12 protein-coding genes are annotated in these 14,432 nt (G+C 56.7%); all 12 read right to left on the reverse strand.

The features are described from left to right. Window positions 1-10: 10 nt before the first annotated feature. On the reverse strand, window positions 11-1,210 hold the full coding sequence (gene ftsA, locus M017_RS0113735) for a cell division protein FtsA (protein WP_051670057.1): 1,200 nt from the start codon (window positions 1,208-1,210) through the stop codon (window positions 11-13). Further along, complete coding sequence (locus M017_RS26635) at window positions 1,200-2,042, reverse strand: cell division protein FtsQ/DivIB (RefSeq protein WP_035957802.1); 843 nt, start codon at window positions 2,040-2,042, stop codon at window positions 1,200-1,202. Before M017_RS26635 ends, ftsA begins: the two co-directional genes overlap by 11 nt. Continuing rightward, window positions 2,042-3,418, reverse strand: a complete 1,377-nt coding sequence (gene murC / locus M017_RS0113745) for a UDP-N-acetylmuramate--L-alanine ligase (RefSeq protein ID WP_031498616.1) — start codon at window positions 3,416-3,418, stop codon at window positions 2,042-2,044. Before murC ends, M017_RS26635 begins: the two co-directional genes overlap by 1 nt. Then, on the reverse strand, window positions 3,405-4,508 hold the full coding sequence (murG, locus tag M017_RS0113750) for an undecaprenyldiphospho-muramoylpentapeptide beta-N-acetylglucosaminyltransferase (RefSeq protein ID WP_238325887.1): 1,104 nt from the start codon (window positions 4,506-4,508) through the stop codon (window positions 3,405-3,407). The genes murC and murG overlap by 14 nt, the downstream gene beginning before the upstream one ends. Then, window positions 4,487-5,641, reverse strand: a complete 1,155-nt coding sequence (locus M017_RS0113755; protein WP_031498620.1) for an FtsW/RodA/SpoVE family cell cycle protein — start codon at window positions 5,639-5,641, stop codon at window positions 4,487-4,489. Before M017_RS0113755 ends, murG begins: the two co-directional genes overlap by 22 nt. A 9-nt stretch (window positions 5,642-5,650) precedes the next feature. Beyond that, on the reverse strand, window positions 5,651-6,964 hold the full coding sequence (murD, locus tag M017_RS0113760; protein ID WP_031498622.1) for a UDP-N-acetylmuramoyl-L-alanine--D-glutamate ligase: 1,314 nt from the start codon (window positions 6,962-6,964) through the stop codon (window positions 5,651-5,653). Window positions 6,965-6,971: 7 nt separating this feature from the next. Then, entirely contained in the window at window positions 6,972-8,105 is a 1,134-nt protein-coding gene (gene mraY / locus M017_RS0113765; protein ID WP_031498623.1) for a phospho-N-acetylmuramoyl-pentapeptide-transferase, read from the reverse strand. A gap of 4 nt (window positions 8,106-8,109) precedes the next feature. Next, window positions 8,110-9,423 carry a UDP-N-acetylmuramoyl-tripeptide--D-alanyl-D-alanine ligase gene (locus M017_RS0113770; protein WP_035957803.1) on the reverse strand — a complete coding sequence of 438 codons (1,314 nt, stop codon included), beginning with the start codon at window positions 9,421-9,423 and terminating at the stop codon, window positions 8,110-8,112. Continuing rightward, window positions 9,420-10,949: a UDP-N-acetylmuramoyl-L-alanyl-D-glutamate--2,6-diaminopimelate ligase gene (locus M017_RS0113775; RefSeq protein WP_238325888.1), complete on the reverse strand. Its 1,530-nt coding sequence runs from the start codon at window positions 10,947-10,949 to the stop codon at window positions 9,420-9,422. The genes M017_RS0113770 and M017_RS0113775 overlap by 4 nt, the downstream gene beginning before the upstream one ends. After that, on the reverse strand, window positions 10,939-12,954 hold the full coding sequence (locus M017_RS0113780; RefSeq protein ID WP_031498626.1) for a penicillin-binding protein: 2,016 nt from the start codon (window positions 12,952-12,954) through the stop codon (window positions 10,939-10,941). Before M017_RS0113780 ends, M017_RS0113775 begins: the two co-directional genes overlap by 11 nt. A gap of 66 nt (window positions 12,955-13,020) precedes the next feature. Continuing rightward, on the reverse strand, window positions 13,021-13,488 hold the full coding sequence (locus M017_RS0113785; RefSeq protein ID WP_031498627.1) for a hypothetical protein: 468 nt from the start codon (window positions 13,486-13,488) through the stop codon (window positions 13,021-13,023). Window positions 13,489-13,539: 51 nt separating this feature from the next. Beyond that, window positions 13,540-14,421 (reverse strand): 16S rRNA (cytosine(1402)-N(4))-methyltransferase RsmH, encoded by an 882-nt coding sequence (gene rsmH, locus M017_RS0113790; RefSeq protein WP_031498629.1) that lies wholly within the window; start codon window positions 14,419-14,421, stop codon window positions 13,540-13,542. Window positions 14,422-14,432 lie beyond the last annotated feature (11 nt).

Genomic DNA, 14,432 nt, shown 5'->3' on the forward strand with positions numbered 1-14,432 from the left:
TTCCGACTCCTTAACGCAACACCAGATTCAACAGACGCGGCGTTCTGCGCTTGCTATCGCGACGCAATTTCATGCGCCCGGCATACATTGCGATTCCGGCCACCGCGGTCCACTCCGGGCTCATCAATTCTTCCGGCCATCCATTGATGTGCTCGGGCAATCCCTTTCGGGAGGGGCAGTTCAGTTCGCGCTCGGCGATGTCCAGCATCCCAGGCAACTTCGCGCCACCACCAGTGAGAACGACGCCTTCCTGCAGACTGCCGTCCATTCCCAGTCTCTCAATCTCTTTGCGAATCACCTGGAATAATTGTTCGGCACGGGCCTCCAGAATCTCAACGATCTGCCAACGGGAGATCTCGCGTGGGGCGCGTCCTTCGCTTCCAGGGACTTCGATGAGCGTGTTTCCGCTCGACAGGCCCAGCAAAGCGCAGCCGAACTCTTCTTTCAGTAGTTCGGCGTCTTCACGGCTACTGGTCAAATAATACGAAAGATCTTTCGTAAAGTGGTCGCCACCGATGCCGACGCTGAAGCTGCCAACGAGCGCTTCGCCCTCATAGAGGACAACGTCTGTGGTGTGTGCGCCGATGTCAATGACGCCAACCCCGTGTTCGCGCTCCGTATCGCTGGTAGCGCAATAGGCGGCGGCGCAAGGCTCAAAGATGCTCTCGTCCATGGCCAGGTGCGCTTCGTTGATCGCGCCTTGGATGATGTTGTGTTCCTGTTCACTCGCGGTGATGAGGTGCACGTGGGCTTCGAGGCGAGTTGCGGACATGTTCTTCGGGTTGCGAATATTCGCACGGCCATCGAGAACAAAGTCCTGCGGGCAGACCTGGAGGATCATGCGGTCATGTTCGAGTTTCACCTCGGCCGCCTGCTTGATCACATAGCTCATGTCGCCGGAGTCGACGTGGCGTGGCCGGCCGAACTCGTAGACTCCACGCGAAGTCATGCCATCGATCCCGCCACCGCCCAAGCCGACGACAACACCGCCGACGGAAACGAGAGCTTGGCACTCGGCCATCTGCACGGCCCAGCGGATCGCCTCGGTGAGGGCTTTCTGATCGGTGACCCGACCTTTGAGCCAGCCTTTCGACTCGAAGAGGCCATGCCCGCGAAACTCGAGCGCATCGTCGACGACTTCGCAAATGACGCAACGCGTCCAGGCGCTTCCGGCGTCAACGCCAACAGCGTAATTCCCTTTACTGGCCATTTTTCCTCCTCGGCGTTTTCTTTTCCGCTGCGGTTACTTGCTCTTCGAGTCTGAGGTCGAAACTCTGGGCGTTGGGCAGTTTCTCCATCAACTGGTCCGCCATCGCCAGGAAATTCTCATAGCGCAACTTGAAGTTGCGGTTGCCCAGCACCAGCGTGACGGCTTTCCCGTGTAGCGCCTGCACGATCTGCATATTGTCGCTGTCTTCGGCATCGATTTCACCGATTTCTTTGACGTGCTCTCCCAGATCTTTGATCAGCCGCTCGACGCGGTGGATGCGGAAGCGCCGGGCCTCATCGCTCACCTCTGGCCCAACACCCGAGACGACCGGCAGGCTGAAGCTTGCCGCGGGCGGGGCTTCCATCAGAACGCCGTCGCTGTCGATGACGGTGGTCTCTGCGCCCCCTTCCCGCTTGACGAAGGCAACTGGCTTGCGCTCGAGAATCTGCACGCTCACACGATTGGGCCAGAGACGGGATACTGTTGCATCACGAATCCAGGGTTTGGACATCAGTTCCGTGCGCCGTTTATCCAGAGGTAGGAGGAAGACACTGCGGCCGAGATCTTCCTCAAAGGTTTTGAGGACCATCTCGCGGCTGGCGTAATGCAGGCCATCGATTTGCAGATTGGGTGGCGGGTCGCCATACTCGGGGGCGCGCTCGAGATAAAATCTCGTATCGCGCATCAGATAGCGCTCCACCTGGCCTTCGAGCAGCACGCCTCCGCCGATCAGCACAATCAGGCCGCAAGCCATGACGGAGCGGCTGAGAATCTTCGAGAAGTCTATCGTCGATTCCTTGCTTGCCTTCTTCTTCTCTTTCTCTGACGCCATTATTTGCTCAACTCCGCAAGAATCATTTCGCCTGCCTGGGAGACGGTTCCCGCGCCCAGGGTCAGGATCATTTCTCCGCTCTTTGCCTTGGCTGCCAAGCTGCGTGCCGCGGCTTCGAGACTCGGCGAGTACTCGACATCGCGCTGTCCCTGGCCACGCATCTTTTCTACCAGCGTTTCACTCGAGACGCCTGCAATTGCTTCTTCGCTTGCTGCATAGATGGGCAGCACGGTGACCGAATCGGCGTCAAAGAAGCTGCCTGCGAAATCGTCCATCAGAATCTGGGTCCGCGTGTAGCGGTGAGGTTGGAAGAGGACGTGGATCTTTGAGAATTGCCGTTGGCGCGCCGCGCTCAACGTGGCTCGGACCTCTGTGGGGTGATGGCCATAATCGTCGATGACGGTGACTCCGGCGACTTCGCCTTTGAACTGGAAGCGGCGATCGACACCACGGAATGCGGCTAGGCCTTCCGCGATCTTCGACACATCAAGGCCCAACTCGATGGAGACGGCGATTGCGGCCGTTGCATTTAATACGTTGTGCGCGCCAGGAACCTGAACCTCAAAGCGGCCGAGCGCATCGCCGCGCCATTGCAGCTCAAAACTGGTGAGGGTCTTGCCGGGTTCCACATTGCGGATCACCAGATCGGCCTGCGGCGTGGTGCCGTAGGTGATGACGCGGCGCTTCACATCAGGAAGCATGCGGCGTACATTCTCATCGTCGATGCAGACGATTGCGACGCCATAGAAGGGGACGCGATTGACGAAGTCCGTGAAGCTGGCTAGCACGCGTTCAAAGGTCTTGTAGAAATCGAGATGCTCACGGTCGATATTGGTGACGACAGCCATGATTGGCGCCAGCTTGAGGAAGCTGCCGTCGCTCTCGTCGCTTTCGACCACGAGCAGGTCGCTTTGGCCGACACGAGCGTTGGAGCCGCCCATGGTGCTGACGCGGCCACCGACGACAACGGTGGGGTCGAGACCGCCGGTGGAGAGGATGGTGGCGGTCATCGAAGTGGTGGTGGTCTTGCCGTGACTGCCACCGATGGCGATGCCGTACTTTAGCCGCATGAGCTCAGCGAGCAGTTCGCCACGCGGAATCACTGGTATCTTGCGGTGGCGGGCTTCCTGAATCTCCGCATTGCTTTCGTCGACGGCGGAGGTGACCACTAAGGCTGTGACGTCCTCGCCGATGTTATTGGCGGCATGGCCCACAAAGATGCGCGCACCCCGTTCCGCAAGGCGTTGCGTAATGGGGGTGGACTTCAAATCAGAACCGGAGACTTGATTTCCAAGGGTCAGCAAGACCTCGGCAATGCCACTCATACCGATTCCGCCAATGCCCGTAAAATGGAAATGCTGCTTACGAAAAAACATTACTACCTACTATTGTTTTTAGCGCGATTTCTTCCAAAATGTCGGCCGCCCGCGCCGCGGCTCCTGGTTTGCGGAGAGAACGAGCCCGCTCCGCCATCGTTTCCAGACTGCTGCGATCCTCGACGCAACGGCGAATGACGGCGAACAAAGAGGCGCCATTGCAGTCCGCGTCACGCATCATCATGCCCCCGCCTGCCTTGACGACGGCTTGCGCATTCTTCGTCTGATGGTCGTCGGTTGCGAAGGGGAAGGGAATCAGCAGAGCTGGTCTTCCCGCCGCAGCCAGTTCACTCACGGTGCCCGCGCCGGCGCGGCAAATGACCAAGTCCGCTTGTGCAAAGGCTGCGGGCATATCGTCGACAAAGGCGCTGACGCTGCCCTCTAGCCCGGTGCTGGCAAAGTCGCGGCGTAGCGCCTCTTCCTCACGCTTGCCGCATTGGTGTATGAGACGGACGGCGAGTCCGCTTTCCTTTAATAGGGGCCAGACTTCGCGCAGGGCCTTGTTGATGGTTTGCGATCCCTGACTGCCACCGGTGATGAACACCTGGAGCCAGGGACCGCGGGCCTTGGGTGCGATCTCGAAGAAGGCTTCGCGCACGGGCAGGCCGGTGATCTCAACGGCTTCCCGCGGAAAGAACTGTGCCGCTTCTGGAAAGGACAGCAGCGCCTTACGGGCGTAGCGGCCCATTAGCCGGTTCACCATGCCGGGCATCGCGTTCGGCTCCATGATGGCGACTGGCACCCCTCGCAAGAGGCTGGCGGCGACAGGAGGGGCGGCGACATAACCGCCGAGACTGAAGCAGGCGGCCGGCTGCTTCTTCCGGATTGATTGGAGGCATTGGCCGATGCTCTTTGGCAGTTGATAGGCGAGTTTTGTTTTTCGCAGAAGGCCGACGCCTTGATAGCCGCCGATCTCGATGTATTCCATCGGGAAACTACGTTGGGGGACCAGTCTCGCTTCAAAACCATTGCGGGTGCCGACAAAATAGGGCTCATGGCCGCGCGCGCGCAGTTGCTCGGCGACCGCCAGCAAGGGCATCACGTGTCCGCCCGTGCCGCCACCGGCCATCAAGAAGCGCTTTCCAGCCACTGGGCGTCCTCACTCACGCTCATCAAAATACCCAACGAAATCAGCGTGCTCATCAGCGAACTGCCGCCATAGCTGATCAGCGGCAAGGGGATGCCCTTGGCCGGACCCATGCCCAGCACCACGCTGATGTTGATGAGCGCCTGGACGAGCAGGGAGATGCTGATTCCGAGTGCGAGGAAGCGGCCAAAGTCCTCTTTCGCCAGCCAGAAGAGGCGGAAGCCCCGCCAGAAGATGACGAAGTATCCGCCCAATAGAGCCGAGGCTCCCCAGAGCCCGAGTTCTTCGCCGACGACGGCATAGATACAGTCGGTGTGGGCCTCAGGGAGAAAGAGCATCTTCTGCCGGCCGCCCATGATGCCAAGACCTAATGCTCCGCCGGAGCCAACGGCGATCTTGGCCTGATTGATCTGATAATTCGGGTCGGTGGTGGAGGTGGAATTTGATACATAGCCCTTCAGCCACCCGTTTGGATCAATCTTGGAGATGACGTTATAGTCCGGATCAACAAAGGCGATGACGCGCGCCATGCGGTAAGGCTTCACGGCCACGCCCACTGTCATGACCAGTAGCGCGACTCCGGCCGCACCCAGAAGATAACGCTTCCGGATACCTGCGACATAGAGCAGGGCGATCACGGGGAGGACCAGTGCGATGGAGGTTCCCAGGTCCGAGACAAGTACGACGCCGGACAAGACGGCCAAGGTCATGGCTGCAGGCAAGAGCGTGTAACGGCTATTGATCGCGGCCATGCGCCGCGTGAGGAAGTAAGCGACAAAGACAATGAGCGCGGGCTTGGCGAACTCAGAAGGCTGCAGCTGAATGAGCGGCGTTCGAATCCAGCGATGGGTGCGGCCGTCCATGAAATAGGCAATCGGCAAGGATGCCAGTACAAGTCCCAGGGGGATGAACGCCCACATGGGATCTTTGAGTAGTAAGTAGTTCTGCCTCTTCAACCACATCAATAAGAAGAAAGAGATGAGAGCAGCAAAGAGTTGCCGCAGGAACGATGCTTCCATGTCGCCGCCGCGCAGTGCGGCTGTCACCGAGGTTGCACTGTACACCATGATCAGACCGATGCAGGTCATCATCATGACGGTAAAGAATAGAGTCCAGTCTGTCTGCTTGCGTGCCATCTGATGTTCCTATAACTGCTCAACTGCCTGGCGAAACTGGTCGCCGCGGTCTTCATAGCTGCGAAATTGATCATAACTGGCGCATGCCGGCGCGAGTAAAATGGTGTCGCCCGGTTGCGCCTGGGAGGCGGCAAAAGCGATCGCCGTGGCCATGTCGCCACTTTGTTGCAGATTGATTTTCCCGCGTAATTGCTCCTCAATAATGGGGGCTGCTTTTCCAATGAGAAGGGCGGATTTTGCCTTTTCCTGTAACAAGGGCAGCAGCGGAAGATAGCTGCCGCCCTTGTCCAGCCCACCAAGGATGACCCACAGCGGGCCATCCAGCGCCTCAAGAGCTTTCACGGTGGCGTCCACGCTGGTCGCCTTGGAATCGTTATAAAATTTGACGCCGTTCCGGTTGCGAACGAACTCTAATCGATGCCGCACACCTTGAAATGTAGCTACTGCATTTGCGATATCGGAGCGTTCCGCACCGGCAAGAGAGGTAAGTACGGCCGCGGCCATGACGTTCTCGAGATTGTGTTTTCCGGGCAAGCGGATGTCGCGGATCGGCATCAGTCTGGTTCCGAACAGTTCGATCCAGTCATCGTCGATCTGCGCGGCTGGGCCTTGGAATACGGCTAAGTTCGCGGGTGTTGCTGCCGCATAAGCGGCGCTCGCTGCATTCCCTCCATTGAGGACAGCCCAATCTGAGTTCCGCTGATTGGCAAAGATCTTAGCTTTGGCCGCGGCGTAGCTGTCGAAGTCGCCATGGCGATCGAGATGGTTCGGTGTGACATTTAAGACCGCCGCGAGTTCTGCATGGAACTGATGGACGGATTCAAGTTGGAAACTCGACAATTCCAGGACGTTCCATTGTTGGTAGGTGGAAGCCGCTGTCATCTCTGTGGCGGGGTATCCGATATTTCCACCCACTTGAGACGCGACTCGCCCTTCCTTCAAAATATGTCCAACGAGAGATGTGGTGGTTGTCTTACCGTTTGAGCCAGTAATTGCCAGGATCGGCCCGCGCAGAAAAAGATAAGCCAGTTCGATTTCGCCAAGAACGGGAATCCCCAGATGCCGCGCATCCTGGAGTAAGGGATGCGTTGCGGGTACGCCGGGGGAGACAACGACACAATCGATGCCCTGCAAGGAAGCGTCGACATCTTTTGCATAGGAAATTTCCGACTTTTCCACAAGCTTTTGCACATCGACTAAGTCAGCAAGTGTGCGGCTATCCACACCGGTCACCCGGGCGCCGTGAGAACGGAGCAGATGGATGGCGCCTACGCCGCTGCGGGCGAGGCCCAGTACCAGTACATGCTGTCCCGAAAAACGCATACAACTCCTATCGCAGTTTCAAGGTGGCCAGTGCGAAGAGGGCCATGATCAATCCACAAATCCAGAAACGGGCGATGACCTTCGATTCTTTCCAGCCCAGCATCTCAAAATGATGATGGATGGGCGCCATCTTAAAGATTCTTTTGCCTCGTAATTTGTAGCTGCCCACTTGCAACACCACGCTTAAGAGTTCGATCACATAAACGCCGCCGATGAAGGGCAGAAGCAATTCCTGCTTGATCAATACGGCGACGGTGCCCATGCTTCCGCCGAGGGCCAGCGAGCCCACATCGCCCATAAATACTTCTGCCGGATGGGCGTTGTACCAAAGAAAACCAAGGGAGGCGCCAATCATGGTGGCACAGAAAATCGTAAGTTCGCTTCCGCCCGGAACACGCTGCAACTCGAGATAAGTGGCGAACTCGCGATGTCCTGCCAGATAGCAGAGCGCCGTCATCGCAGAAGAGGCAATGATCATCAGTCCGATCGCCAATCCGTCGAGTCCATCTGTAAGATTCACGGCGTTTGACGATCCCACGATCACCAGAATCATAAAGAGATAAAACGGCGCGAAGGCGAGGGCAAAGGTCCACGGATTCTGAGCCAGCGAAGTGATGATGAGGTCTGGTTTGAAACTCTTGAGGAAGGGGACGTTCATCGCCGTCGAATACATTCCTTTTGCACTCAATAACAAAAGGATAAAACCGATACTCATTGCGACGAGGACCTGAAGGAAGAACTTCTGTTTCGCAGTGAGTCCGAGATTACGCATCTTCTTGAGTTTGGTGTAATCGTCGTAAAATCCGATGGCGCCGAAGCCGACCAGACTCCACATCGCAATCCAAACCTGAACATTGCGCAGGTTTGCCCAGAGAAGAGTGGGGACAAGGATAGAAATGACGATCAGCAGACCGCCCATCGTCGGGGTTCCGGCTTTGGTCTCGTGGGACTTGGGCCCATCCTCGCGGATAAATTGACCAATTGCCATGGCGCGCAACTTGCGAATCATCCATGGTCCGAGTAATAACGAAATTAAGAGTGCAGTGAGCAGGGCAAAGGCCGTGCGGAATGTCACATATCCGAAGAGTCGAAAGGGACTGTAGACGGATTGAAGCTTTTCAAAGAGGAGCCAGTAGAGCATTGGATTAACTTAAAAACCTTTCCAATGCGAGTTCGACCCGCGTGCCTCGCGAGCCTTTGAACAAAATGGTGTCGCCGGGTTCGGCGATGGATTTGAGGTATTCTCCGGCTTCTTCGGGAGATTCGAAAAAGCACGCGGCGCGTGCGGACAGACCAGCTTTCATTGCTGACTCGATGGTGAATCGAGCCGCGCCGCGTATCCCAAGTAGCACAGAAAAACCACTCTCCACAGCATAGAGGCCTAGCTGAGAATGGAGAGCCTCGGCCCAGTGGCCAAGCTCGAGCATCTCGCCCAGCACCGCGATCCGCCGGCCGTGCGCGGTGTCGCGCACCAGATCCAGCATTGCTTTTGCGGCATCCGGGTTCGAGTTGTAGCAATCGTTCCAGATCGTCACGCCGTTGCGCTCGAGTTTTTCGGTGCGCATTTTCGGCAATTCCATCTGGTGGGCGGCGTCGCTCAATTGGCGGAGGGGAACACCCCACATTCGCGCCACGGCAACACCGGCCGTAATATTCAAAACACCAATTCGTCCAGGTACTTTCGAATGGAAAATTTGTCCTTCAATCTGAAATTGAGCGCCGTCGCTGTTGTAAGTCAGATTGGTAGCACGGGTCTTGGCCGCGTTGCTGAGACCAAAGGTCTCTACTTTGCCCGCGAAGTCTTTGCCGAACTTTGCGACTAGCGGGTCATCGGCATTGAGCACGGCGACTCCATCGGCGGGCAGGGAATCAATCAGTTCTTTCTTGGCCGCAGCGATGCCGTCGGTGCCGTCGAAGTTTTCCGCGTGCGCGTATCCGACATTGGTGACGACCCCGATCTGTGGTTTCGCAATCTCGCAAAGCTGTGCGATCTCGCCGGAATGGTTCATCCCCATTTCGAGCACGGCGGCTTTGGATGCCTCGTCGATGCGCAGAATCGAAAGCGGCAAGCCAATGTGGTTGTTGAAATTCCCGATCGTCTTACTTACCGGGATCGCACAACTGAGAAGCGTGGCGATGTTTTCTTTTGTCGATGTCTTTCCCGCACTGCCGGTGACCCCGATGACGGTCTGCCCCCAGCGCAATCGCGCTGCTTTTGCCAGATCCTGAAGCGCGGATAAGGCGTTGGGAACTACGATCTGCACTCCGCTGATGTTCGGGATCTTACGTTCGACCAGGGCGGCAATTGCGCCGTTCTCAAAAGCCTGCTTTACAAAATCGTGACCGTCGACATGATCGCCGGGGAGCGCGATAAAGAGATCGCCGTTTCGGACCTCTCGAGAGTCGATCGCATAGCCGGTTGCGACGAGAGTGCCGGTATCATTGAGCGAAACTTTCACTTTGCGGCGCCCTTCTCAAAGCCAAGGGAAGCGAGGGCGCGACGAGCGACAACGCGATCGTCGAAGGGAAATTTGGTTTTGCCGATAATCTGGTAGTCTTCGTGTCCTTTTCCAGCAATGAGGACAATGTCCTGAGGACGGGCGAGCGCCATTGCTTTTTGAATCGCCTTTTCGCGATTCGGCTCGACGAGAAGTGGAGTGTCGAAGCGACGCAGGCCGACCATTGCATCATTCATGATGGCGATCGGATCTTCTGTACGAGGATTGTCACTCGTCAAAACCACGTAGTCGCTGGCTTCCGCTGCAGCTGCGCCCATCAGGGGACGTTTTGCGCGATCGCGATCTCCGCCACAACCAAATACGGTGATGATGCGCGAAGGTTGCAGCGCGCGGGCAACGCGGATGGCGTTGCGAATGGCGTCATCGGTGTGCGAGTAATCGACGATGACGAGGAAGGGTTGGCCTGCATCGACTCGCTCAAAGCGGCCGGGAACATTCCGGCAATTTTCAACGCCTTGCTGGATCGCGGTGATCGGCAAGCCATGAGCGAGCAGGATGGTGGCTGCTCCTAAGATATTGGAGACATTGATCGCGCCCAACATATGGGAGCGGATTTCATGTTTGCCGAGCGGACTCACCAGATCAAAGCAGAGGCCGTTGAATCCAGCTTGTATATTGACGGCTCGGACCGTAGTTTCCGGGGACTCTTCGCGCATCGCGAAGCTCCAAAGTTCTGTCGTGGGCGCCAGTGCAATGCGACGTCCGTAGCTGTCGTCATAGTTGATCGCGGCCAGGTCGGGAGGCGTGGTGTCCTGACCTCGGAAGAGTTCGCTCTTGGCAGCGAAGTAATCTTCCATGTCTTTGTGGAAATCGAGATGGTCGCGCGTGAGATTGGTCCAGACGGCGCCTCGGAAGTGGAAGCCCCAAACCCGGCCGAGCGCGAGAGCGTGTGAGGAAACTTCCATCGCCACGGCAGCTTTTCCTGGAGCGCCTTCGATCAATTCCTCGAAGTGTTCATAAAGTTCGACACTTTCGGGAGTCGTGTTCACACTTTGAGACACTTTGTTCCCAATCCGGTACTCGATGGTTCCGAACATTCCGGTGTGAATCCCGGCGGCTTCGAGGATCGAAGCCATGAGATAGGCCGTGGTGGTTTTGCCGTTGGTGCCCGTAACGCCAAATAAATCGATCTTGTGACGTGTCGGATCGCCATAGATTCGCGAGGCGACAATGGCTAAGGCCCGGCGGGCATCGACCACTTCGATCCAATATTTTTCAAGGCCCGGCGGCGGGGGCATCTCACTTACCACCGCCACCGCTCCTTGTTCTAAGGCCTTCGCTGCGTAGCTGCGTCCATCGACATTCACGCCAACAAAGGCAAAGAAGATCCAACCCGTTTTCAGACGACGCGAATCAAAGTGAAGCCCATCGGCAACAAGAGCGGCAAGTTCCGGCGCGTAGGGCGTCTTGAGTGCGATTCCCGTAAATAATGCAGCAATCTTCCAGCTCGTCAATCTACCGTCCAAACCTCAACTTGATCTTTTGTCCATAAGATACCGGCTCGCCGGCGGGTGGCGATTGTTCGCGGACAAGTCCGCTGCCGATTGGATCAATGCGAAAGCCTGCTTTGGAAGCAGCTTCAAGGGCTGCGCGTAGTGTCATGCCCGCGAAGCTAGGAGTCACAAATGTCGACTTAGTAACTGTCTCGTCGGAGTTTTCCACTTCTTCCACAGACTTTTCCACAAGAGTTTCAGTGTCTGGTGCGTCGTTGATGGAAATGTCTTTGACGGGTTCACTCTTGATGTCATCAGGCAGGTCTCGCGGGACATTGAGAATGCGGAGCGCCGCATTGGTTGCTTCACTAAATACGGGAGCAGAAACTGCTCCACCATATTTGGTGGAACCGTCCAGGGTAATGATGGTGACCAGCCGAGGGTCGTTCACCGGAGTGAATCCCATAAAGGTCGCGTGGTACTTGTGCGAGTATTGTTTTGCTTTTACGTCGTAGATCTGAGCTGAGCCGGTCTTTCCCCCGACGGAGTAACCCGCGATCTTTGCTTTGCGACCGGTGCCGCCAAGTACAACGTGCTCCATCATCTTTCGCATTTGAACAACGGCGTCGGGGGACAGGACCGTGGTCATCTTTGCTTGTGGCTCGTCAAAGCTGGTGCGTCGAAGTGGTACCCGGTTCGCATTGGGGCCTTCGCTACTGGCCGCTGTAATGCGACGCACAATTTTCGGTGGAATCAGTTGGCCACCATTGGCGATGACAGAAGCGGCTTGTCCCAATTGAATGGTGGTGGCCATCACTTCGTGTCCCATGGCGACAGAGCCAATCGAACTCTTGGTCCATTTCGACAAGCGGAGGACGCGGCCCGAAGATTCGCCGGGCAAGGGAAGTCCGGTCTTGCTGCCGAAGCCAAAGGCTTTGATGTATTCAGAGAAACGCTTTTCGCCCAGTTCCTGAGCGACTCGAATGGCGCCAATGTTGCTGGAGTGCGCGAGGATATCCTCGACAGGAATATATCCGTAGGGATCGTGATCGTGAATGACTCGTCCGAAGAGGTTCAATATGCCGTTGCCGCAATGAAAGCCAGTTTTGGGAGTGACTTTGCGGTCTTGGATCGCGCCGGCAATCGTAAATACTTTGAACACAGAGCCGGGTTCGATCGGACTCTGGATGGGGAGGTTTTGACGAGCCTCCATGTTGACCACTTTATCGTTCGGGTTATAGGTGGGATAGCTGGCCATGGCGACGATCTCACCGTTGTGGGGATCCATGACAAGGGCGCGTCCGGTCCAGCAATTATTGGCGATCACGGCCGCGCCGAGCAGTTTCTCCAACTCAAACTGAACGCGATAGTCGATGGTGAGAGTGACGTCATTGCCAGGAATCGGTTCGATTTCAACAACGCTTTCGAGGCCGCGATGGCGGACATCGGTCACCATGTGGGCGTAGCCGGGACGTCCGGCCAGTTCGTCTTCGAGACCTTGTTCGATGCCGCCGTTGCCGGCTTTCTCAAAGTCGACCCCGCCGAGGATGTGAGCGGCTAACTGGTCATTGGGATAGACGCGGATGGTGGAGGATTCAAACTGAATCCAGCCCAAACGCAGGCTTTTCAGGCGCTTCGCCTGTTCCTGGCTGATCTGTTCGGCAATCTTGAAGTACTTTCGCTTCTCGGCGACCTTCGCATCCAGCTTGCCGAGCAGTTCCTTCTCGTTGAGGCCGAGGATTTCGCTGAAGATACTGGCGGCAACTTCTGTGTTGGGAACCTGTTGTGGATTGACAACAACGGTTTCTACCGGAACCGTGATCGCAAGGATATGTCCGTTGCGATCGTAAATGGTGCCGCGATGGGCGGCGATCTCGACCAGGCGAGTCTGCTGTTGTTCGGCAAGGTCGGCGTAGTAATCGTGTTTGACAATCTGCAGATAGAACAACCGTGCGAGAACGGCCACTCCCCAGATCATCAGCAGCCTAAGCAACCAACGAGCGCGGCGGTCGACGGCTGGGTTGATGGGCGCTAACATTTCGAAGGCTCCTTGGCGAAGTAAAAAATCAAGTAGAAAGCACTAGGCGGAAACGCCGAATGCTTTCTACTTGCCGGAGGGGAGACTGTTCATGGCGTAGGACCCCTTCGGCGTCAGATGTTGCACCATCTGCGGGGCGGGATCGATCAGATCCTGGGTCTTAGCCACTTGTTCGAGCTTGTTGAGATTGGTATGGCGCGCTTCGAGTGCGCGCAATTCTGCGATTTCGCGGTGCAACTGGTCCTGTTCGTCGCGCAACTGGTGGATCTGCATGCCCGCAACCATACGGTAGGCGCCGGGGAGTAAGAGGCCAGTGAAGATCAATGCGCCAGTCACGATCGCGCCAGCGGCGCGCCATGAGGTCTTGCGTTGCGCAGGATCGTCCGCGCGAACGACCATCGAGTTATCGATGGCTTTGGCTTCAAAGTAAAGATCTTCGCCAGGGAAGGCGGGCAGTTTGCGGCGCGTGGTGTGTGCGTGACCTCGCGGAGCCGTGCGGGGTCGGCGAGATTGTGACGGGATATTCCGCGTCATTGTGCTGTCTTGTTCTTCGTATACGTGAGCTAATGCCGACATATCGTCCTCCTAAGTTGCCGCCTGCCATTCAATCGCCCTTAACTTCGCACTTCTCGAAGCTGGGTTTCGCCTTAATTCTTCATCACTTGGTTTCACAACATGCTTGGTCAGGATCTTGGCTAACCCCGCACGTTGAAACTCTTGAAATTTCTGTTTCAGAATCCGATCTTCCGTACTCATGAAACTCAACGCTACAACTCGACTTCCGACTGCCATCAGTCCGGGTAGAGCCTCCAGTAACGCTTTCAACTCATCCATTTCACGGTTGACATACAACCGCAAAGCCATAAAAGTCTTAGTTGCCGGAGATACTTTTGTATCCCGGGACGCGGCCCCCTGACCGGCAAGCTGGGCAAGCTGCCGAGTCGTATGAATCGGCCGCGCCCGGACTACTGCTCTGGCAATTGCCCGCGACCTCCATTCCTCGCCGTACTCGTACAAAATGTCGGCGATTTCTTTTTCAGAGAACGTGTTGACTACGTCCGCCGCAGTAAGATCTTGTTCGGAGTCGCGAGACATCCTCATATCCAAGGGGCCATCGTGCCGGAACGAAAAACCGCGCTCAGGTTCCGTGAGCTGTTTCATGCTCACCCCGAGGTCAACGAGTAGTCCATCCAACTGACCAATGCCCATCTCTCGAAACCTTTCGGGAAAGGTGGAGAACACTCCCTGGGTCGGGCGGATCTTCGCAGCGAATTCGCGCGTATTTTCCACCGCCTCGGCGAGGCTCTCTCCATCCCGGTCATTCATTACCAGAACGCCAGAATCGAGGAGGGCAGCTATTTGTTTGGAATGCCCCCCAAGACCGGCGGTCATATCAGCTATCCGACTCTCGCTACGGATCGCCAGATAACTGAGCACCTCCGCGGACATCACCGGGAAGTGAGCCATAATCCTTAATC

This window comes from Bryobacter aggregatus MPL3 (assembly GCF_000702445.1).
Taxonomy (GTDB): Bacteria; Acidobacteriota; Terriglobia; order Bryobacterales; family Bryobacteraceae; genus Bryobacter; species Bryobacter aggregatus.